Genomic DNA, 22315 nt, shown 5'->3' on the forward strand with positions numbered 1-22315 from the left:
AATAGGTTTATTGGTTTTCATTTCTTCGTTTTGCTAATGCTATTAACGTCACCATTTCAAAGATGACTGATGAAGCAGCTACAGCAGTAATTTCGTTAGAATCGTATGTTGGCAACACTTCTACCAAATCAAATCCCTTAATATTCAATCCATCTAACTTCCTTACATATTCTAATGCTTCAAAACTTGTTGGCCCACCGACTTCAGGTGTTCCAGTACCTGGCGCATATGCAGGATCTAAAAAATCAATATCAAATGAAACAAATACTGGATTGTCTCCTACTCGTTTATGAATTTTATCTATTACGTTGTCTATTCCAAGTTCACGCGCTTCTCTCATTGGTATAACTTGATACCCTAAATCTCTGGCATCTTGAATATCTTCAGGTCCGTATAACGGCCCTCTTATCCCAACTTGTATCGATTTCTGTGAATCAACTAACCCTTCTTCTACCGCTCTTCTGAATGGCGTGCCATGAACATATTTTTCTCCAAAATAGTCTTCCCAAGTATCACTATGAGAATCAAAGTGCACTAATGATACGGGACCATATTTTTTTGCAAAAGCACGTAAATGACCTAGCGTAATTGAATGGTCTCCTCCCATCATAATTGGAATAATTCCTTTATTTAAAATTGGAGCTAATTTTTCGGTTATTTGGTCGTAAGTTTTTAATACATTGCCTGGTATAACGTCGACGTCCCCGTAGTCAATACCTGAACAATAATCGAAAATATTTATATCTTGATCTGGGTTATATGGTCGCAATAAAACTGAAAAATCTCTGATACTTTGAGGGCCATATCTTTGACCAGTTCTATTAGATGCAGCAGTGTCAAAAGGTACACCCATAATTAAAAAATCTACGTTTTCTAAAGTATTTTCATACGGTAATCTCATAAAAGTTCTTGGTCCAACAAATCTTGGTGACATAGATGAATCTTTTGGTTTAAACATATAAATCTACCCCTTTACATCAAATTTAAGAAAGCGCTTTCATTAAGGCTAATTTACTCCGCAAAAAATGTAAAGAACCAGTTTGTTTTTTATTTGGTACCAGTTTATTTTGGGGCATATCAGTAACCTTTTCTTATATAAATATGTTGAAGTATAATTTAAAATCACTTATTACTGCATTAAATAATGACACAATAAAACATCAATGGAATTAACTGCTTTATTAATTAGAGGCTAGTTTGCGTTTAATTTTAAAAACTTTTGTAAAAAGTGAACTTATCAGCTTAAAAACACGTATATATTGATGAGTATTATAAAAAAGGGGGCCTTACGAAAAAAAGTGAGTATTATACCATGTTGAATTGTCACTTGTTTTTCAACGTAAGACAATGCAAAACGAATCACTCATTAAATACAAAAAGGGGCGAAGTTTTATGAATAATAAATTATTATTATTTTCTTCATCAGCAATAGCAACAGGTTTATTATTAGGTGCAAATAGTACAACACAAGCTAATGCTTCAACAACTAACGATATGAGTATGAATCATGACATGCAAAGTAATATGAATCAAAAACAGATGGGCATGAACCATGACATGCAGAACAACATGAACCAAAAACAAATGGGCATGAACCATGACATGCAGAACAACATGAGCCAAAAACAGATGGGCATGAACCATGACATGCAGAACAACATGAACCAAAAACAAATGGGCATGAACCACGACATGCAAAGCAATATGAATCAAAAACAGATGGGCATGAACCATGACATGCAAAGTAATATGAATCAAAAACAGATGGGCATAAACCATGACATGCAGAACAACATGAACCAAAAACAGATGGGCATGCATCATATGACTCAAGAAACTATGATGCCTTATTACAACTATAATGGTTATACAACTTATGATGGTCATTTTACACAAGACAATGACTTTGTAAGAGCACTAAAATACGACAATGTAATGATAGATGGTTATAAAGTTAATACAGCAGCAACTGATAAAACGGTTGTCATTTTATTTGATATATGAGAATGATTTTACCTAATAAATGAGAAAATGAAAAAGAGTGTACAGAAAATGACCATTTTCTGTACACTCTTTTTTTATGTCTAAATAAGTAAGTATTCCATATATTTGGGTGTTCAAAAACCCAACAAAAAATCTATGTTCACAAAAGACCTCGTGATTAAGTTATGGTACACTGAAGGTGTATATAGGAGGTTTGCATTTTGAAAATAGGTTATGCAAGAGTTTCAACTGGATTACAAAATTTAAATTTACAGGAGGATCGATTAAATACATATGGTTGTGAAAAGATATTTAACGACCATATGAGTGGCTCAAAAAGTAAAAGACCTGGTTTAGATAAAGCAATTGAATTTGCGAGATCAGGAGATACGATTGTTGTTTGGAGATTAGACAGATTAGGACGTAATATGGAAGATTTAATCATATTAGTTAATGAGCTTAACGAACGAGGTGTCAGTTTCCATAGTTTAGAAGAAAATATAACGATGGATAAATCAAGTTCTACGGGACAATTATTATTTCATTTATTCGCAGCATTTGCAGAATTTGAACGGAATTTAATTTTAGAACGTTCTTCAGCAGGCCGAATTGCAGCACGTGCTAGAGGACGTTATGGTGGCAGACCAGAAAAATTAAATCAAAAAGATTTAAAGTTACTTAAGACACTTTATGATAATGGTACGCCAATTAAGACAATTGCAGAACAGTGGAAGGTTTCACGTACAACAATTTATCGTTATCTCAATAAATTGGAGGACAAGGAAGATGAAAAACAAGGAGAAATATCTAACTAATTTTTCTGAAGCCAAACGTAAAGAAGCTACTCAAAAATACAATATTATAAAACCTTTTATTCTAGGCGAACAATCTTTATCATGTATTTCTAAAAGTAAAGGTATTGCGTTAAGTACCCTTTATAGGTGGAATAAGTTATATAAAGAACAAGGCCTTAAAGGGCTGATCTATGCCACAAGAACTGATAAAGGAACACGTAAAATAGAACAAAACATAATTGACGAGATTAAACGCCTTGCACTTAAAAATAAAAGAAATAGTATTGCTACGATTCATAGGAAAATTGCTAATTATTGTATAGAGAATAATTTTGATAAACCAAGCTATAAACAAGTTTATAGTATTATTAAAGCAATGCCTAAGTCTGTTATTGAATTCTCTCACCAAGGTGAAAAATACTATCAAAATAAGTACGATTTAATACAAATAAGAGAATCCTCAAGACCCAATGAAATATGGCAAGCTGACCATACTTTGCTAGATATTTATATATTAGATCAAAAAGGTAATATCAATAGACCATGGCTAACCATTATTATGGATGACTATAGTCGTGCAATTGCAGGCTACTTTATAAGTTTTGATGCTCCCAATGCTCAAAATACAGCATTGACACTGCACCAAGCCATATGGAATAAGAATGATACCAACTGGCCAGTGTGTGGTATACCCGAAAAATTCTATACAGATCACGGAAGTGACTTTACCTCAAATCACATGGAACAAGTTGCTATTGATTTGAAAATTAACTTAATGTTTTCTAAAATTGGTGTCCCTCGTGGTCGTGGAAAAATAGAACGCTTTTTTCAGACTGTTAACCAAACTTTCTTAGAACAACTGCCTGGATATATAAACAATAATGATAATCCTAGTAATCTAATAGATTTTCACAATTTTGAAGAAAAATTACGTTACTTTTTAATTGAAGATTATAATCAAAAAGAGCATCGTGCTATTCATACCACGCCTATCAGTCGTTGGAATAGTAATCACTTTTTCCCTAATATGCCAAGTAGCTTAGAACAACTTGATTTATTATTGTTGGAAATAACTAAATCTAGAAAAGTTCATTCAGATGGCATTCATTTTCAAGGTTTTCGATACAGTAATACGAATCTAGCAGCTTATGTAGGTGAATATGTATTAATTCGTTATAACCCAAATGATATGGCTGAAATACGTGTGTTTTATAGAGATGAATTTCTTTGTACTGCTATATGTCCAGAAATAGCTGATTATTCTATAGATATAAAAGACATACAGCACGCTCGTAGTCAGAGAAGAAAACACTTAAAACAAAACATTGCTACTCCAAGTACCACTGAATTAATTAAGGAAGAAAAAAATTATGGTTATTCACCTCAAGAAACGACTAAAAACGTCAAAAAATTAAAGAGGTATCGTAATGACTAAAAATCAGAATTTTATTGAAACGAAAGAGTATAAAAGGTTTGCTGAATTTTGCGATGCTTGTATCAAATATCAATATATTGGGATCTGCTATGGTCAACCTGGTGTTGGAAAAACTTTATCTTCTAGATATTACACAAATTGGAATACTATTGAAAAGCAAGTTAATCATAGAGGGTGGGAAGATCTAGCTAGTAAAACGACTGATGATATATTATCGGTGAATAAGATATTTTATACTGCACCGGCTGAAAAACAAACAAGATTAAGTAATGATCTATATAGTATTAGTGCAAGTATTGATTTGGGTCAAAAATTACACATCGTAAATAAGTATGGCCATGATCATAGTAAACATTATAGTGATATGTTTAAATATATTGATTTAATTATAGTAGATGAGATTGATCGCCTTAAAGTGCAACATTTAGAGCAATTAAGAGCTATTTATGATGAACATAGTTTAGCAATGATATTTATTGGTATGCCAGGCATAGAGAAAAAACTATCTCGTTATCCTCAACTATATTCGCGTATAGGTTTTGCACATGAATTTGATAACCTAAGCAAAGATGAGACGCATCATATATTAGAATATAAGTGGCAAGATTTAGGATTTGATTTAAAACTCGAAGATTTTACTGATTATGAGGCCATAACAACAATTATTAAAATTACAAAAGGGAATTTTAGGCTGATTCATCGCTTATTTGCGCAGATAGACAGAATCATGGATATAAATGGTTTAGATAAAATAAGTACAGAAGTCATAGAAACAGCTAGAGATAGTTTAGTTATTGGTATTCGTTAGTAGAAAAGCACCGTACACTTTAATAGAGTGCGGTGCTTTTTCTCATTTATTAGATAAAACCATTCTCATATAGCAAGTAAAGTGACAAACGGTTACTTCCAGTAAAAAAGTTTATAGTACGATGGTAGATATGAATAAAGACGGTCAAGTCGTTCATATCACTTTTGATACAAAACCGAATACAGTAAGCAAAGATATGTTCAAAAAAGCGCATATGGCTAATCATATGATTGATGAAGGCCAAACAGATAATGGTTCCTATATGACTTATAAAACAAATAATGGTACGTATCAAGCTTTCTTTGACGATCGAGGCTACCTAATAAAAGTGGTAATTAGTTAATATTAAAATATTAATAATTAGGTACCTAACTCGAAAGCTAGTCTTAATAGGCTAACTTTCGAGTTTTTTAGTTATTACTGATATCTATTTTTTCATTTGGCTATCACGTATAACTACTTTGATAGAGATACGTCATATAAATTTAATAAATTATGTGAAAAGAAATCATTACCAGAAGCACATGTCCAAAAGGCATGCCAGCTGATTATATCCCTTTCCAATGTTTCTATTTTTTTACTAAAGTGCGAACCCTTCAACTTAAACAAAGTGCTCCAGAGCTCTACTAATATTTTAAATAGATAATATCGAAAATCACATTGGACAATGAGCATTCAACAAAAACTAGGATAATTATATCCTATAGAATGCTGAAAATTAGTAGCCTAGAAAATAATATTTTTCAGATTCTTTAGTAAGACTTTAGTAAACCTAGAACATAATTGTCTCTGACTAAACACAAACCGACAATTTCTTTTGAAATAATGTAGAAATTTGCGTTTTCTTTAGTTTTATTAAACAGAGTAACTTTGCTATTTTACGACCTAAAAAAACAGATTGTGTATATGAATAGATGATGTTTGAATGCTTCGAAGTTACTTTCAGGTATTGTCTCGTCAATATCATTTACATATCATGATATATCATTATTAGGATTTAAAATTGAAGTTTCCATTCGTAGTGTAAGGTGAGTCATATATGAAGCTATCTCTTTAGTAGTGGCTATTAAATGATACGAAAGAGCCTTATTATTTGCATAACATAATATAACTTGTACTGATTTTGGAACGTGCTGACGCCCGGGGAATTAGTATGCGTGAGAGACTACAGGATCGAACCATATCCCAGGCAAGCATGCACGGTCAAAATCGGATAATTTTAAATATAAAGAATGTCTGGGGTATGGATGTCTCTGACTAAACACAAACCGACAATTTCTCTTGAAATAATGTAGAAATTGTCGGTTGCTTTAGGTTTAGTAGTGTATGTTAAATGATACGAAAGAGCCTTATTGTTTGCATAACATAATATAACTTGTACTGATTTTGGAACGTGCTGACGCCCGGGGATTAGTATGCGTGAAAGACTACAGGATCGAACCATACCCCCGGCAAGCATACACGGTCAAAGTCGGATGATTTTAAATATAAAGAGAATGGAACAGCAAGCTAATTTAATAAAAAAATTGCGTCGTCTCAGCCTCATACGTTTCTTAAATTAAAATAATTTATATATTATTTTAATTTAAGAAGTTTTTAATATATTTTTCATCGTCATGCTCATACTTTTTTCCTTTATAATTTTGCGGCTCATTAATGCCCGTAAGTAAAATAATTTCTTTGTCCTTATCTGTTGCGTATAAAAGCTCTTTTATCCCTTCTTTTCGAGAAACACCTTTTAAAACATCATTCACCTTATAACTTGAAGGTAAATGTTTAACCATCATATTAATATTCGTAGAATCAATGGCTATTAATGATTGTAAAAATTCAATATTTGATTGGTTCATTTTATTTCCCCCTTGCTTTAGTAAAGGTTTTATCTTTATTTTCAGGTTGCAGGCTTGGTCGAGTAATTTTAAATAGCGATAAATCTTCTTTTGTTTCACCATCAGTTACTAAATCACACAATGCTTCTCCAACAGCACTAGAGAACTTGTAACCATGTCCGGAAAATCCTGCTGCTATTGCTATATGATTATGATGAGGATGTGTATCTATGATAAAGTTTTCGTCGGGAGTATTTGTAAACATACAGGTCTTACCGACATTAATGTCTCCATTAGCTTGTTTCATGTATTTTGCTAAAAATTCACTGATGTCTTTTTTATCTTTGAGATAAGCACCAAATTCATTATTATAATAACTAGGATCAATTGCATCACCATTATCGTAACGTCCAATTTTTAGCCCTGCCCCATCAATCGAAGGGAAGCCATAATAAACGTCCGTTGGTACATCTGCAAAAAAACCTGGAAAGCCATCTGATTTATACAAAATATCATCTGAATTAAACCAAGCAATCGTTTGTCTAGACGGTTGAATTTGTAATTTTAAATTGATATCATCCAAAATTTTTTTATTCCACGCACCACTAGCAATAATTAATTTGTCAGCCGTAAAAATCTCACTATTGGTAGATACTTTGGCAGAATCTTCCAAAATTTCAATATCCATTATAGGATCATTCGTTTTAAGTTCAGCCCCATTTTGCATAGCACCCCTTTTAAAAGCACGAATACAATTTTCCGAGAATAAAATACCCGCTTCTGCTTCATAACATCCAATTTGATCAGCTGGTAATGTAATGCCAGGCCATCTTTCATTAATTTCATCGGCAGCTAAAGTTTCTACATTTAAATCATATTCACGCCCTCCATTTATTGCAGTTTGCACAAAAAGAGAATCTTTAGGACCGAATGTTACAACACCTGTGTTTAAAAATATTCTTTCGCTTGTTTGTTGCTGTAAGGCATTCCATAACTTTTGAGCTCTTAACGCAAGTGGAACATAATCTAACCCTTCTCCACAGGCATGACGGATTAATCGAGTATCACCACTATGGCTACCTTTCGAATGTGGTGGATCAAACGCGTCAATCATCAATGTCTTCACATCTTTTTCAGCCAAATAATAACCTGCTGCCATACCCATAGACCCTGCTCCTACAACAATTACTTCATAATGTTTTGTCAAAATAATCTCCCCCACACGGTCATAAAATAGCGACCTTTATTTAATGTGAGTTTAACCCTCGCCATTACACTTTGTAAAATTACTCTAAAAGATATTTGATATCTCTCATACAGATATCAAAGATATAACTCGCAAAATAATTTTGAAAATTATCTTAAAAAACAGACATATCAATCATTTTAATAATTTCAAAACATTTACAGAACATCATATTTTATGAAACAGTTGAACTATTATTGTAGAGTTTTTTAATAATATAACTTCAAATTTTTTCTTCAGAATATTTTAATGCGTTTTATTTTATTACAAATGAGTTAATACGCTTGTTTAATTATAAAACTTTGTTATAGTTGTATGTTAATTATAAATTAGAAAAACAATAAAACTCCCATTTAAAGTATTATGTTGTCTTTAAATAACGAAAAAACGCTAAGTATTGTCTAAGTGAGCATTCTAAGTGACAACAATGCGCGTTTTAGCACTTCACATTTTTGTGAGGTGTTTTTCTATGTCATGACAATGCTGTAGGAAGCTTTAACGTGAAGACTACTAATAATATAAAACTCAACTCGAAAAGGAGCATTATATATGCAATTATTACACGAAAATATCAATCCATTTACTATAATTAGTCAAAATCGCTATGAACGGACAGAATCTTTTACGCCCCAAAGATTAATCGATTATGACAATGCCTATTATTATTTAACAAATACTTCTTATGATTATATTTCTAAAGCTGTTATTAGTCAGTGTGATGGCATAGTAAATGAAGAATATGAATCGAGATTTAAACATTTTGGAGCAACAACAAAATTTTGCATCGATAAACTAGAAGTATCACCGACATTTTAAAACAGAGGAATAATGACCATTATGTTCTGTGATGTTATGCTAGCAATTTTAAATAGTGATCTAGCAAACCACCATATGGAACTTAAATTTATAAACACTTCAGATTTGTTAAGAGATGGAAAGATAGTTAATGTCTATCATAATGTATTGCCTTATTATGAATTAACAACGACACATCCTACGAATTCTAGAATTTCTTTAGAAGGTGAGCGTACTAAATCAAACATTAGATTTTATCAAGATGTATACAAAATATTTCCTATAGAAACTAGAGATGAAGATATTGCTTACTATTCATCATTAAGAAGAGATAAAATGATGAAATTAAATGAAACATTGACTAAAGAAGGTTTGTTACAGACTTATTAGTTTTACTAGTAAATTATAAATTTGCGCCTATTAATAATTACTTCGCACTAAATTAAACGACACTGCATAAAGCTTATTTTTTCAATAATAATGGTTATTTTTAATAAAAATTATTATATATGGTAGCAAAACAAAATTAATTCCGTTATTATTCGAATTATCATTCTTCTAAATCAAAGGAGGTTCATAATGAAATTCGTTCAAGTATATCACTACGATGCATTTAGTAACGAGCCTAACAAAGGAAATCCAGCTGGTATTGTACTAGATGCCAATAATTTAACAGATGCACAACTGCAAAACATTGCATCACGTGTTGGTTTTAATGAAACTGCTTTTATTTGCAAATCTGCGAAAGCAGACTTTAAAATACGCTATTTCACACCTGGTCATGAAATGGATCTTTGTGGTCATGCGACTATTGCAACTATTTATGCTTTAACAACAAAAGGATTAATTGCAAATAAAACTGAGATTACAATCGATACAAATATTGGTGTATTACCTATTAGTATAAGCAAGTCCCCTAGTGGAGAAGCATATATCACTATGCAACATGCACCACCTCAATTTGAAGCGTTTTTAGGATCGAAGAAGGATTTAACCCAGTCATTAGGTATAGCAGAAAGTGATTTAGATGATAAATTTCCTATTGTATATGGAAGTACTGGTGTGTGGACATTACTTGTTCCCATAAAAAGCATTGATATATTTAAAAATATGAAACCCAATAATCAACTATTTCCGTCTATCTTACAGCAGAAACCTAAAGTATCCGTACACCCATTTTGCGTTGAGACTTATAGTTCCAACACAGATATGCACGCAAGACATTTTTCTTCACCCTTTTCAGGAACTATAGAAGACCCTGTTACTGGTACTGCTTCTGGAGTGATGGGCGCATATTTTATAAAATATATAAAACCTTTTGACCGAGGCGTTCAAAGATTTGTTATAGAACAAGGACAAGAAATTAGTAAAGATGGGAAAGTCATAGTCGAAGTCATTACTAATGACAATAACTTTGACGTAAAAATAACTGGGAGCGCTGTTTATGTTAATGATTTCACTTTAGTTATTGCAAATAATTAACAATTCATTAGTTCACCGGGTGATACGTAACACTCTAACAGTATTTGTGATAACCTCATTTATTTTCGAGTCTGTACTACAATTATATTAGTATCTATACTCTCTATTTAATAGCAGGGGTGTTGCCTTACAATCCATAAATGTTTCACATATCTATATATTGTTGAGTGTATCAACTACATGCTGTCAAAAATAGCCATACAATTTATTTCTATTATTTTAAATTTTGAACCATTATTTTTTCATTATACTTTGTTTAAGTCTTGATTACATGGTTGAACTAAAATGTCATTATGTTATCCTATACAACGTCTTTGAAATCTTTAATATTTAAGGGATGTGGAAACAATTAAAACAGAAAGACAATTTTCTAGTGTATTTATTTATGCAAGTTCAATCGTAGGATTACTTGTTATTTTGGGGGCAATATTCCCTACAGCATTTGGTGAAATAACAGGGATTATTTCTACTTGGATAACTAAAACTTTTGGTTGGTATTATATGTTACTTTACACTGTTATTTTAGGGTTTGCAGTGTTCTTAATATTTAGCCCAATCGGCAAGCTAACTTTAGGAAAACCCGGGGACAAACCAGAATTCCGCACAGTTTCTTGGCTAGCTATGCTCTTTAGTGCCGGAATGGGTATTGGTTTAGTCTTTTATGGTGCTTCAGAGCCAATATCACATTATTTAGCTCCACCTACTGCCTCTCCAGAATCAAAAGCTGCTATGACAGAAGCTTTAAGATCTTCATTTCTGGATTATGGTTTTCATCCATGGGCAGTATACGGCATTGTAGCACTTGGATTAGCCTATTCACAGTTTAGAAAAGGTGAAAATGGGTTAATTTCTAGAACTTTACGCCCTTTATTAGGCAACAAAGTAGAAGGCCCTCTCGGCGTTACTGTTGATGTATTAGCCGTATTCGCCACTATTATCGGTGTCGCTGTATCATTAGGTATTGGTGCTATACAAATTAACGGTGGCTTAAATTACTTATTCGGTATTCCAAATAATAAAGGGATTCAAGGAATTATTATTTTAGTCGTTACCGTACTGTTCTTATACAGTGCATGGAGTGGGTTGAGCAAAGGAATCCAGTATCTTAGTAATTTAAATATGGTTTTAGCTGGGCTGTTGCTCCTTATTATGTTTATCGTTGGACCAACATTATTTATTTTAAATATGATGACTTCAGGTATCGGTGACTATTTAAATACATTGATTTATAACAGTCTAGATGTTGCTCCACTCAACAAACAAAAATCAGATTGGCTAGAAACATGGACGATTTACTATTGGGGTTGGTGGATGAGCTGGAGTCCTTTCGTAGGTATTTTCATTGCTCGTATTTCTAAAGGACGCACTATCCGAGAATTTTCAGCTGCAGTGTTAGGTGTTCCTGTATTAATAAGCTTTATCTGGTTCAGTACTTTTGGAGCTACAGGTATTAAAGCTGGTCAATCACATAATGCGATTTTTAAAATGCCTCCAGAAACGCAACTATTTGGCATTTTCAATGAAATTCCTTTTAGTATTGTCCTATCTATTATTGCATTAGCACTTATTGCATCATTCTTTATTACATCTGCGGACTCTGCTACATTCGTTTTAGGTATGCAAACATCATATGGCCGATTAAACCCTTCACCTTTCGTCAAAATTGTATGGGGCGTATCTCTATCAGCCATTGCTTACGTACTATTATTAGCTGGTGGTACTACGGGCCTCGATGCATTGCAATCAGCCGCTATTATTTCTGCCTTACCTTTTAGTTTTGTAGTTATTTTAATGATGATTGCCTTCTATAAAGATGCTAACCGAGAACGAAAATATCTTGGTATCGAATTACAAGCTAAACGACAATATCGTAAAGAGACTATAAATAAATAATTTTCTAATTTAGAAACGAGGCTGGGACAAAATTATTTCGTCCTAGCCTCCATTTATGTTGTCGGTAGATGTCTGAACTGAGAATGGGTTACAAATCAAATTTTCAATGCTAACCGACGTGAGACGACGAAATCTTTTAATAAAATTAGCTTTCTGTCTCACTTCTTTTTTGTCATATCATCTTCTGCACTGACTTATGATGAACTCAAACATTGATACACCTAATCGTACTTGGCAAAGAAGAACACCCCATTTTTTTAGCAATTAAAATTTTTTTCATCCCCACCTGTCTTCACAAGATAAAAAAGTAAAATTAACTGTTGAATTTGTTGAATATTCTGATAACATTTAATATAGTTTGCAAACGTTTTCAATAAATGGAGGGAGGGTTTTTTATGAAAAAAATATTATGTCTTATATTAAGTGCATTTCTCATTTTATCAGCTTGCAGTAAAAAATCTGAGACAAGTGCTTCAGATGAGAAATTTCCAAATCAAACAGTAGAAATCGTAGCACCTGCTTCACCTGGTGGTGGTTGGGACACTACTGCAAGAGCTATTCAAAAAATCATGATTGACGAGAACCTAACCACACAAAATGTTAATGTCATTAACAAACCTGGTGGTGGTGGTGAAGTGGGGTGGCAATATTTAAAATCACGTAATCCGAATACTATTGCTATTAACTCAAGTTTATTATTATCTAATAATGAATTGGGGTTAAGTGATTTAAACACAGATAGTTTCACCCCTATTGCCATCATGGCAACCGAATGGATTAGTTTATCTGCTTCCAAACAGTCAGATTTACAATCTGGTAAAGAAGTGATGCGTAAATTAAAAAAAGATCCGGAATCATTAACGATTGGGGTAGCTCCTGGTTTAGGCAATAATGACCATTTGGCATTTGTCCAAGCTGCTAAAGCATCTGGTGTAGATGTCGATAAATTAGACTTTTTAGTTTATAAAAGTGGAGGCGATTTACAAACAGCTTTACTCGGGGGGCACGTTGACGTTGCTTCAACTGCAGTATCAGAAGTAAAAGAACAGCATCAAACAGGCAAATTAAAAATGCTTGCAGTAACATCAGATAAACGAATTGAAGGGATTGAAGATGTTCCTACTTGGAAAGAACAAGGATTGGATGTAGTATTCCCTCATTGGCGTGGCGTGATGGGCCCTAAAAATATGAACGCCGAACAACGTCACTATTGGGATAAAACAATGAAAAAAATTGTTGAATCTGATCAATGGCAAACGATACGTCAAAATAATGATTGGGAGAATTTCTATAAAGATAGCGAAGAAAGCGAACGTTTCTTAAAAGAACAACGTAAAAAATATAAAAAACTTGTAGAAGACTCAGGACTCAAATAAGGAGGACATTTCATGGCTAGACTCATTTTCCCCATAATTTTATTGCTATTTGGCTTAGTTTACCTTATTTTCACATTAAACTTACCTAAATCTAATATTGGTGATCCAAATAGCCCAATGTATTTCCCATTACTTATCTCAATCTTATTAATTGTTATGAGTGCGATTTATTTTTTCCAAGAATTTCGTAAAAGAAGTGAAAATTTTACCGCTTTTGCACAATTACTGGAACGTGCAACTTTACTTAGAATTATTTTCACAATTATATTCGCACTTATTTATGCATTTCTTTTCGAACCGCTTGGTTTTTTAACTTCAACGATTTTATTTTTAGGAGCTGTTTTATTCTTAATTAACGGCTTTAAACGCTGGTTGCAAAACATATTAGTAACCATTATATTTTCAGCAATTACATGGTACACGTTCTCACAATTACTTGACGTTAGCTTACCTTAAGGAGGAGTAACATTATGGGAATAGATATAAATAGTTTTATGGAAGGCTTGTCAACAGCCTTGCACCCAATAAATATTTTATGGGTACTTATTGGAGGTTTTTTAGGTACTGTAGTAGGCATGTTACCCGGCTTAGGTCCAGCAACAGCAGTTGCAGTGTTGATACCTGTAACATTTGGCATGGAACCTGTGAGTGCCTTAATATTAATGATTGCCATTTACTATGGCGCCATGTTTGGTGGCTCTCGTAGCTCCATTTTATTGAATACACCTGGTGATGGTTCTGCGATAGCAGCAACATTTGACGGTTATCCAATGACCAAAAATGGAGAAGCTGGAAAGGCTTTAACTATTTCTGCTATCGCATCATTATTTGGTGGTATCGTTGCAGTATTAGGTTTTATATTACTGGCTAAACCACTGTCAAATTTTGCTTTAGAATTTGGCCCACGAGAATACTTTGTATTATTTCTCTTTACCCTGTCTGCCATCGTCACATTATCCTTAGGCAAGATGGTCAAGGGTTTTATAGCCATGGCAATCGGTTTAATGATTAGTACAGTTGGTGTAGATTTACAAACAAGTATCTACCGATTTACTTTTGATATTCCACACTTAAGTGAAGGCATTGATTTTTTAGTCGTTATTATTGGCGTCTATGCTGTAGCCGAGGTGTTGTTTAACTACTTAAATTTGCATGCTTTAAAGCCTCCAAAAACAGATGTCGGCTCAATGAAATTATCTAAAAAAGACTGGAAACAAACACGTATGGCGATGTTACGTCAGAGCCCTATTGGCTTTCTCATCGGTGTCTTACCCGGTGCTGGGGGATCAATTGCAGCATTATTAAGTTATTCGACAGAAAAACAAATTTCTAAAAATGGCAAAAACTTTGGTAAAGGACAAATCGAAGGTGTAGCAGCACCTGAAGCTTCCAATAATGCGGCTTCAGTAGGTGCATTGATTCCATTACTGACGATGGGTGTCCCTGGATCAGGAACAACTGCCGTTATTTTAGGTGCTGTTATCATGTTAGGACTACAACCTGGTCCCTTGTTATTTGAAAACGAACCTGAAACGGTTTGGACATTAGTTAATAGTATGCTTATCGGCAATATCTTTTTAGTTATCTTAAATATTGCTCTTATCGGTTTACTACTAAAAATATTACGTACACCGCCAAAGATTTTATATCCAATAATTTTAGTGCTCGCTTTTGTAGGTACTTATACTTTAGGTTATAGTGTAACTGATTTTTACATCTTAATAATTTTTGGTATCGTTGGTTTAGCATTAAAATTATTAGATTTTCCAATCGCTCCACTTATTCTATCGACTATTGTGGGTTCTGATATGGAACAAAATTTCCGTAAAAGTTTAATCGTTAGTAATAACAATGTCAGTGATATTTTCTTAGGCTCACCTATTAGCATTGTATTAACTTTAATGACGATTCTCGCTTTATTTTACCCACTAATTATAAAAGGATTTAAAAAAATAAAGAACTAAAAAGTTGATATGAAAACCAACCTAATTATAAATTACAGCATAGATCAAACCACATCATCCTCTTGATTTCACAAGTTCATGTTCTTGTCAATGTACATATAAGCTGCTTTGGCATCACGCTTAATTGTTATTATGCACATTTTGTTGAAGTGTCCGCAAAAATATCACTTAAATATTCTGTACAATTATGAAATAAATAGCACTCTAAGTATTCTTAGCGCGCTGTCAAAACGTAGATAAACCTTAGGTGCTAGCTCGCTCGCCTAAGGTTTGTTTATTTATACCTATTAATTAAGTTTATTGAATAGCAATGTTATTTCAAATCAAAACCGACTTTTTTATCAGCCACATCTCCTTTTTTAAGATTTAAGGCTGCACAAATGAGTATATTAGACACGAGAACTTTTTTATTCCCCTGTATCATATCCATCTCATATCAAGCCGATCTTTCGTATCACCAAACCTTCTTTTTACTGTTTGACATTGTCATTTAATATCTACAAATTTCAAATTTTCGACGATGAGCAAAATCATCTCGCCCGACATGGCTCCGCATTTGCATTATGGCAATTTTATTTTCACAACATTCATGTAACAAAGAATATATTTTACATTTTGAAGCATCAGACATATGTCATCTATATCCGAAAGGCATCATTCATTTAAATAATAAAGACTCATTATTTGAATAAATATAGCTATTGTTTAATTTATGTGTTTTATAATATTGGCAGTACTTTAAGCCGATTCCTGCGAGAATAGCACTAGCTGAAGACTACAGACTGAGGCTGTGCTCGCGGAAAGCGTGCACAAAAAACTGCCAACAAAGTTAGAAACTTGGTCGACAGTTTGACGTCGCGCTAAATATTGTTAGCGCAATGTTGCATTTATTTTTTTACTTTTTCTTTATGTTCAATAGCTTCTAACATCACTTTAGTCATTGCAGTCAAATCATATTTTGGTTCGAAGCCCCACTCTGCTCTAGCACAGCTCACATCTATATTATCTGGCCAACTGTCTGCAATGGTTTGTCTTGTTGGATCCACATCGTAAGCTAATTCAAAATTTGGATAAAATTCTTTAATCGCTGCTGCTACCATTTCTGGTTCGATACTCATTGCACTTAAATTATAAGCATTACGATTAATTAGTTTTACACCATCAGCTTCCATTAACTTAATAATAGCATCGATGGCATCATCCATAAACATCATATCCATAAATGTATTTTCAGCTATAAAGCTCGTGTATTTTCCTTCTCTCACAGCTTCAAAATATATCTCAACTGCGTAGTCAGTCGTACCGCCACCTGGTTCTTTAACATGTGAAATTAACCCAGGAAAACGAACACTACGTGTATCAACACCAAATTTATCAAAGTAATACTGACAAAGTAATTCCCCTGCTACTTTATTGACACCATACATTGATGTCGGACGTTGAATAGTCACTTGCGGCGTGTTTACTTTTGGCGTTGATGGTCCAAATGCTCCTATAGAACTTGGAGTAAAGAATTTCAAATTATAAGTTCGTGCAGCTTCTAAAGCATTCATTAAACCACCCATATTTAAATCCCAAGCAAATAAAGGATTCTTCTCAGCTGTAGCTGATAATAAAGCTGCCATATGCATCATCGTATCTACTTTAAATGTTTCTACTAACTCGAACATACGATCACGATCTGTAACATCTAAAATTTCAAACGGTCCTTCCATAATAGGTGAATCTAATTCTGGTTTTCTAATATCTGTAGCTAACACGTTTTCATTACCATATAATGCTCTACATTTCACTACTAATTCAGTACCTATTTGCCCTAGTGCACCAGTAATCATAATTTTTTTCATTTCTCTCTCTCCCTGTCTATTGCTAAAATGCAATGTATTTCTCATGTGAACATTTAACTCATTTCAACTATTATTATAGTATAAAAAGCTATTTTTGTATACTTCGAGTGAACATAAATGCTTGAATTAATTTATTTCAGCATCTTATTAAAAATGCATCAGTAGCAACAATCAGCCAATTTTGTGTAGTAAAAACAAAATTTCTAAATATTTTTACTATTTGACTATATATTTTTAAATTAAAATACACTTCATTATAATATTCAAAATATTGTGCTAATATTTGTTTTTAATAAATTGTTTTTATTAAAATTTATAAACAAAGGGGATGACAAACAATGTCTAAGTTACCACAACAAAATGATAGTCATAAACAGCCTAAAAAATGGCTGAAGATGCCACATATTTATGTGTTACTATTTATTTTTGGTGTTATTGCTACCATTTCTACTTATTTAATACCTTCTGGTGTATTCAAACGTGTAAAAGGTCCAGAGGGACGAGAAATGGTAGACGCTGACTCGTTTAAATATGTACAATCAGATCCAATTGGTCTTATCGATTTCATTACAATTATACCTAGAGGTTTGATAGAAGCTGGAGAAATTGTATTCTTCACTTTAATAATCGGTGGTATGTTTATGGTTTTTCGTCGTACTGGCATTATCGAAATAGGGGTCGATAAATTAGCACGTCGCTTTATGAATCAAAGTATTTTTATTATTCCTGTCTTAACTATTACATTTGCTATTATTGCTACTTTAATTGGTACAGCCGAACTATCACTCGTATACATACCAGTTATCTTACCGTTAATCATCGCACTTGGTTATGATTCCATTACGGCCAGTGCTATTGCTTTGTGTGGTACGGTAGTAGGTTTTACTATAGGGGTACTTAATCCAATCAACACAGGTTTAGCACAAAAATTGTCTGGTATTCCCGTCTTTTCAGGTTTAGGTTTTCGACTAGTTTTATTCGTAATTGTTATTATAGTTACCGTATTATTTATAATGAGACATGCCAAAAAAGTAAAAAGTAATCCTTCGTATAGTTTAGTTTATGAAGAGGATCGAGAAAAACGTGAAATTTATAAAGATATTACGCAACATCAACCACTTGTGGCAACAAAACGTCAAAAAATTGGTATCGCAGTAGTCTTACTTTTCTTTATAGTTTTAGTTTACGGTGTTATCACACAAGGCTGGTTCATGGTCGAAATGTCAGGACTTTTCATTGTTATGGGTATTGTCGTCGGCTTAATCACTGGACTCAACACTCAAGAGATTTGCGAAGCCTTTAATGATGGTTTTAAAGATGTCTTAATGGGAGCAATCATTGTCGGTTTAGCCCGTTCCATCGCCGTTGTACTTGAAGATGGTAAAATTATGGATACGATTGTTCACAGCTTAGGTTCTGTACTTGATGGCGCCACACCAACGGTAGCTGCCGTTGGTATGTATGCTGTACAAGTTTTAATTAATTTCATTATATCTTCAGGTAGTGGTCAAGCATTAGTAACTATGCCTATCATGGCTCCATTAGCCGATATGTTAGGTATTACGCGACAAACAGCTGTCCTCGCTTTCCAATTAGGTGATGGCTTTACACACGTGTTTTATCCAACAAGTGGTTACTTTATGGCCGCATTAGCAATTAGCGGTGTATCTTATACTAAGTGGATTCGTTTCTTTTTCCCACTATTTATTATTTGGGCCGGTATATCAGTCATCGCATTAATTATTGCTCAGTTAACAGGCTACTCTTAAAAAATATATTATAAAAAAAGGATGACTTCTACGTTAATCACGTAAAAGTCATCCTTTTTATTGTAGATATTAGCACAAATTGTGTACTAACCATCCGACGAAATATGTTGTTTGAAAGCTACAACTATCAACTTACCGCTCATTAACTTTGCATTTTCTTAACTTTTTTAGGACCTTCATGTAGTTTAAATGATAATGCAAAAGCTAAGAATGTTACGATAGTGGCTACTATGAATGAAATGTTCACACCGTGAATAATACCTTCTGCTCCACCATCTGATACTGCAGCTAATGACATAATAGTAATAAATACAGCTGTACCGATAGCACCTGCCATCTGTCTAAATGTATTATTCATCGCTGTACCATGTGGTATTAACTGTTTTGGCAACTGATTAATTGCTAAAGTTGTCATAGGCATCATAACCATTGCAATAGCAACCATACGTATACTGTTCATTATAGTTAAATACGTAACACTGGTATGACTAGTTAAAAATGTAAATGGCAAGGTAGATAATGCTAATAGTAATAAACCAATTCGTGCCAACCACTTACCACCGAATTTATCAAACATGTAACCGGTGATCGGGTTCATAAGTCCCATAACTATTGCACCTGGTAGTAAGACTAAACCAGATTCTAATGCTGTAAGTTGTAACATATTTTGCATATATAGAGGCAAAATAATATTTGTGGCAATCATTACTGCAAAGACGAACATGCCTAAAATAGTACCAATGGTAAAAATATTATAATTAAATACTCTAAATTCAAGCATAGGTTCTTTGAGTTTCAATTGACGTTTAATAAAGAAGTATAATGTTACGACACCAATAATTAATGTGATAATAACACGCAGACTCGTAAATCCAGCTTCACTTACTGTACTAAAGCTGTATAATAAACCACCAAAACCAACTGTAGATAAAAGCACTGATAGTTTATCTAATTTTGGATGAGTTAACTCTGTAACATTTGATAATAAATAATACGCAGTAATAATATTAACTACCGCAATTGGTAAAATTACATAGAAAACACTTCTCCAAGTAAAGAACTCTACTAAAATTCCTGATAATGTAGGCCCTATCGCTGGCGCAAAAGCGATAACTAAACCGAATAATCCCATAGCTGTTCCGCGTTTTTCCTCTGGGAATAATAAGAATAAAATTGTTTGCATCAATGGCATCATAATACCTGCACCTGCTGCTTGTAAGATACGACCGATTAATAAAATACTAAAATTAGGCCCAATTGCACAAATTAATGTACCTACTGTAAATATCCCCATCGCTGATAAGAACAATTGCCTCGACGTAAAACGTTCAATAAAGAACGCTGTCACTGGAATCATAATACCGTTAACTAACATAAAAACAGATTGTAACCATTGCACGGTACTATTAGATAGTTGCAAGTCTTTCATAATGGGTGGGAGTGCAGTACCAAGTAATGTCTGATTTAATATTGTGATAAAAGCACCAGATAATAGCACAATAAATAGTGGCATGTTTTTACCTAAATTAAATTTTTCACTTTCAGCCAAAAAAACCCTTCTCTCTTTTATTAAATTTTTATTGTTGGCCTCAGCTTTAAAAATATAAGCGTTCTGTAGTTGTAATTTCGTGTTGCTGACTATCATTGAGCAGCTGAAGAACCGCGAAAATACAATTGTAATAAGCCTTGAAATGACAGTCTTTTATACTCGTCATAACAGCAATTATTAAATTGTACCACTTTCAAAATCACAAGTCTAATGACTGATTTATCACACAATTATAGCGCTGTTGACAATGGTTAACTATCTTGATATAAACAACTTAACATTTAAATTGGAGATGATGATATGTTGCACCTAAATGCTACATGCTTAATACACAATGCATTTTGTAATGCTTTGTAAATCATTCGCTTTTCACAAAGTATTACCTTAACTAAAAATATATTTTGTGAAAGGAAAATAAAAAATGAATCTTAATCTATATCCATATCAATATAACTTTATTGCAGATAAAATAGCACATTTACTCAATGTTTATCATTCAGTGAATGACCCTAAAACAGTAACATCTATTCAAGAAGCCGTACGAGAAGACATACTTCAAACCTTCCCAAGCACAAATTCTGAAATTACTAACAGTATTGAAGTGCTAATGAATAGAAAGTGTTCCACAGCACAAGCTGAAAAGGTACTCAAATCATTTCAGTCCTATGTTATTCCTTTTGAACATCCGCCCAAAAAACAAGTCGAACGTGTGTTTAAAAAAGTAAAAAAATTAAAAACGCCATTCATAAGTGATGAGGTCTTATTAGAAAGTACGTACATCGGCTGGAACGATATCGCATCAAATCGTAAGTACATCATATATTATGATAATAATCATCAACTTCAAGGGTTTTATGGCGATATCACACAAAATACCGTCAAAGGATTTTGTGCCATATGTAATAAACAATCCAACGTCACGTTATTTACAAGAAAAACAAAAGCTACTAGTGATGGGCGCTATACTAAAAAAGGTGATTACATTTGTTTAGACAGTACGAAATGTAATCAACAATTATCAGCAATACAGCAGTTCTATCAATTTTTAACGAAAATCGAAGCACAGTAGTACTTTCAGACTGTCGATAACCCTTAGGTGATAATTCGCCTAAGGGTTATTTGTTTATATATTAATTAATGTATTAAATAACAGCGGTCATTTATCATTGGTAGTACTTGAGCCGACTCCTGCGGGAATAGCACTCGCCGAAGACTACAGGCTGAGGCAGTGCCCGCGGAAAGCGTGCACAAAAACTGCCAACAAAGTTGGAAACTCTGCTGACAGTCTGCGGAGTGTGACAGAAATCTGTATTGTGACAACAACGTGTATCGTTTGTTACTGAACAGTTACTAAATGTGGTGTATTATCTAAAAATATAACTGATGCTTGCATGGAAATCCACTTTAGCTATTATTTCTGTAATACCAAATGGACTATGAATAAAATAAATAATATTGGCAGTGATTTGGGCCGACTCCTGCGGGAATAGCACTCGCCGAAGACTACAGGCTGAGGCAGTGCCCGCGGAAAGCGTGCACAAAAAC

Annotated in this window: 17 protein-coding genes and 2 pseudogenes; 14 read left to right on the top strand and 5 right to left on the bottom strand. The window is 33.4% G+C overall.

The features are described from left to right. Positions 1-7: 7 nt before the first annotated feature. The gene (speB, locus tag MUA37_RS11250; RefSeq protein ID WP_002509517.1) at positions 8-958 is read right to left on the bottom strand and encodes an agmatinase; all 951 of its coding nucleotides are present in this window, start codon (positions 956-958) and stop codon (positions 8-10) included. 434 nt (positions 959-1392) lie between these two features. Here speB and isaB (MUA37_RS11255) point away from each other — a divergent pair. The 5 genes and pseudogenes from isaB (MUA37_RS11255) to isaB (MUA37_RS11275) all read left to right on the top strand — a co-directional run. Next, positions 1393-1977 (top strand): annotated as a pseudogene (gene isaB / locus MUA37_RS11255) (immunodominant staphylococcal antigen IsaB family protein); the annotation flags it as partial. A 227-nt stretch (positions 1978-2204) separates the two neighbouring features. Further along, complete coding sequence (locus MUA37_RS11260; RefSeq protein ID WP_262624598.1) at positions 2205-2798, top strand: recombinase family protein; 594 nt, start codon at positions 2205-2207, stop codon at positions 2796-2798. Further along, entirely contained in the window at positions 2770-4212 is a 1443-nt protein-coding gene (locus MUA37_RS11265; RefSeq protein ID WP_262624599.1) for a Mu transposase C-terminal domain-containing protein, read from the top strand. The genes MUA37_RS11260 and MUA37_RS11265 overlap by 29 nt, the downstream gene beginning before the upstream one ends. Continuing rightward, entirely contained in the window at positions 4205-5020 is an 816-nt protein-coding gene (locus tag MUA37_RS11270; protein ID WP_262624600.1) for an AAA family ATPase, read from the top strand. Before MUA37_RS11265 ends, MUA37_RS11270 begins: the two co-directional genes overlap by 8 nt. A gap of 106 nt (positions 5021-5126) precedes the next feature. Beyond that, positions 5127-5363, top strand: a pseudogene (isaB, locus tag MUA37_RS11275) (immunodominant staphylococcal antigen IsaB family protein); the annotation flags it as partial. Between the two features lie 1237 nt (positions 5364-6600). Here the strand turns inward: isaB (MUA37_RS11275) and MUA37_RS11280 are convergent. Then, the gene (locus MUA37_RS11280; protein ID WP_002509515.1) at positions 6601-6870 is read right to left on the bottom strand and encodes a hypothetical protein; all 270 of its coding nucleotides are present in this window, start codon (positions 6868-6870) and stop codon (positions 6601-6603) included. A 1-nt stretch (position 6871) separates the two neighbouring features. Further along, entirely contained in the window at positions 6872-8056 is a 1185-nt protein-coding gene (gene solA, locus MUA37_RS11285) for an N-methyl-L-tryptophan oxidase (RefSeq protein ID WP_262624601.1), read from the bottom strand. A gap of 588 nt (positions 8057-8644) precedes the next feature. Between solA and MUA37_RS11290 the strand changes: the two genes are divergently transcribed. The 7 genes from MUA37_RS11290 (at position 8645) to MUA37_RS11320 (ending at position 15605) form a co-directional block, all read left to right on the top strand. Next, complete coding sequence (locus MUA37_RS11290; protein ID WP_262624602.1) at positions 8645-8911, top strand: hypothetical protein; 267 nt, start codon at positions 8645-8647, stop codon at positions 8909-8911. 12 nt (positions 8912-8923) lie between these two features. After that, complete coding sequence (locus MUA37_RS11295; RefSeq protein ID WP_262624603.1) at positions 8924-9280, top strand: hypothetical protein; 357 nt, start codon at positions 8924-8926, stop codon at positions 9278-9280. A gap of 189 nt (positions 9281-9469) precedes the next feature. After that, the gene (locus MUA37_RS11300; protein WP_262624604.1) at positions 9470-10372 is read left to right on the top strand and encodes a PhzF family phenazine biosynthesis isomerase; all 903 of its coding nucleotides are present in this window, start codon (positions 9470-9472) and stop codon (positions 10370-10372) included. Between the two features lie 339 nt (positions 10373-10711). After that, positions 10712-12265 carry a BCCT family transporter gene (locus MUA37_RS11305; RefSeq protein ID WP_376786172.1) on the top strand — a complete coding sequence of 518 codons (1554 nt, stop codon included), beginning with the start codon at positions 10712-10714 and terminating at the stop codon, positions 12263-12265. A gap of 395 nt (positions 12266-12660) precedes the next feature. Beyond that, complete coding sequence (locus tag MUA37_RS11310; RefSeq protein ID WP_002509509.1) at positions 12661-13641, top strand: tripartite tricarboxylate transporter substrate binding protein; 981 nt, start codon at positions 12661-12663, stop codon at positions 13639-13641. A 12-nt stretch (positions 13642-13653) separates the two neighbouring features. Continuing rightward, the gene (locus tag MUA37_RS11315) at positions 13654-14097 is read left to right on the top strand and encodes a tripartite tricarboxylate transporter TctB family protein (RefSeq protein WP_002509508.1); all 444 of its coding nucleotides are present in this window, start codon (positions 13654-13656) and stop codon (positions 14095-14097) included. A gap of 14 nt (positions 14098-14111) precedes the next feature. Next, positions 14112-15605 (top strand): tripartite tricarboxylate transporter permease, encoded by a 1494-nt coding sequence (locus MUA37_RS11320; protein WP_021459878.1) that lies wholly within the window; start codon positions 14112-14114, stop codon positions 15603-15605. Positions 15606-16492: 887 nt separating this feature from the next. On the opposite strand, the gene MUA37_RS11325 is transcribed toward MUA37_RS11320, so the two are convergent. Then, a complete protein-coding gene (locus MUA37_RS11325) occupies positions 16493-17452 on the bottom strand; it encodes an L-threonine 3-dehydrogenase (protein ID WP_002509507.1) in 960 nt (319 codons plus the stop codon). Positions 17453-17790: 338 nt separating this feature from the next. Between MUA37_RS11325 and MUA37_RS11330 the strand changes: the two genes are divergently transcribed. Continuing rightward, entirely contained in the window at positions 17791-19221 is a 1431-nt protein-coding gene (locus tag MUA37_RS11330; RefSeq protein ID WP_262615110.1) for a YfcC family protein, read from the top strand. 142 nt (positions 19222-19363) lie between these two features. On the opposite strand, the gene MUA37_RS11335 is transcribed toward MUA37_RS11330, so the two are convergent. Then, positions 19364-20734 carry an MDR family MFS transporter gene (locus MUA37_RS11335; protein ID WP_376786825.1) on the bottom strand — a complete coding sequence of 457 codons (1371 nt, stop codon included), beginning with the start codon at positions 20732-20734 and terminating at the stop codon, positions 19364-19366. A 457-nt stretch (positions 20735-21191) separates the two neighbouring features. Between MUA37_RS11335 and MUA37_RS11340 the strand changes: the two genes are divergently transcribed. Continuing rightward, positions 21192-21839, top strand: coding sequence for a FusB/FusC family EF-G-binding protein (locus MUA37_RS11340; RefSeq protein ID WP_262624605.1), 648 nt, complete (start codon positions 21192-21194; stop codon positions 21837-21839). The last annotated feature ends 476 nt before the right edge of the window (positions 21840-22315 follow it).

The organism is Staphylococcus arlettae (assembly GCF_025560845.1).
GTDB lineage: Bacteria > Bacillota > Bacilli > Staphylococcales > Staphylococcaceae > Staphylococcus > Staphylococcus arlettae.

Excerpts from the sequence above, each read along its gene's own strand:
- speB (WP_002509517.1), bottom strand. The coding sequence starts at position 958 with ATGTTTAAACCAAAAGATTCATCTATGTCACCAAGATTTGTTGGACCA.
- MUA37_RS11265 (WP_262624599.1), top strand. The coding sequence starts at position 2,770 with ATGAAAAACAAGGAGAAATATCTAACTAATTTTTCTGAAGCCAAACGT.
- MUA37_RS11270 (WP_262624600.1), top strand. The coding sequence starts at position 4,205 with ATGACTAAAAATCAGAATTTTATTGAAACGAAAGAGTATAAAAGGTTT.
- MUA37_RS11280 (WP_002509515.1), bottom strand. The coding sequence starts at position 6,870 with ATGAACCAATCAAATATTGAATTTTTACAATCATTAATAGCCATTGAT.
- MUA37_RS11290 (WP_262624602.1), top strand. The coding sequence starts at position 8,645 with ATGCAATTATTACACGAAAATATCAATCCATTTACTATAATTAGTCAA.
- MUA37_RS11295 (WP_262624603.1), top strand. The coding sequence starts at position 8,924 with ATGACCATTATGTTCTGTGATGTTATGCTAGCAATTTTAAATAGTGAT.
- MUA37_RS11300 (WP_262624604.1), top strand. The coding sequence starts at position 9,470 with ATGAAATTCGTTCAAGTATATCACTACGATGCATTTAGTAACGAGCCT.
- MUA37_RS11310 (WP_002509509.1), top strand. The coding sequence starts at position 12,661 with ATGAAAAAAATATTATGTCTTATATTAAGTGCATTTCTCATTTTATCA.
- MUA37_RS11315 (WP_002509508.1), top strand. The coding sequence starts at position 13,654 with ATGGCTAGACTCATTTTCCCCATAATTTTATTGCTATTTGGCTTAGTT.
- MUA37_RS11320 (WP_021459878.1), top strand. The coding sequence starts at position 14,112 with ATGGGAATAGATATAAATAGTTTTATGGAAGGCTTGTCAACAGCCTTG.
- MUA37_RS11325 (WP_002509507.1), bottom strand. The coding sequence starts at position 17,452 with ATGAAAAAAATTATGATTACTGGTGCACTAGGGCAAATAGGTACTGAA.
- MUA37_RS11330 (WP_262615110.1), top strand. The coding sequence starts at position 17,791 with ATGTCTAAGTTACCACAACAAAATGATAGTCATAAACAGCCTAAAAAA.
- MUA37_RS11335 (WP_376786825.1), bottom strand. The coding sequence starts at position 20,734 with ATGCCACTATTTATTGTGCTATTATCTGGTGCTTTTATCACAATATTA.
- MUA37_RS11340 (WP_262624605.1), top strand. The coding sequence starts at position 21,192 with ATGAATCTTAATCTATATCCATATCAATATAACTTTATTGCAGATAAA.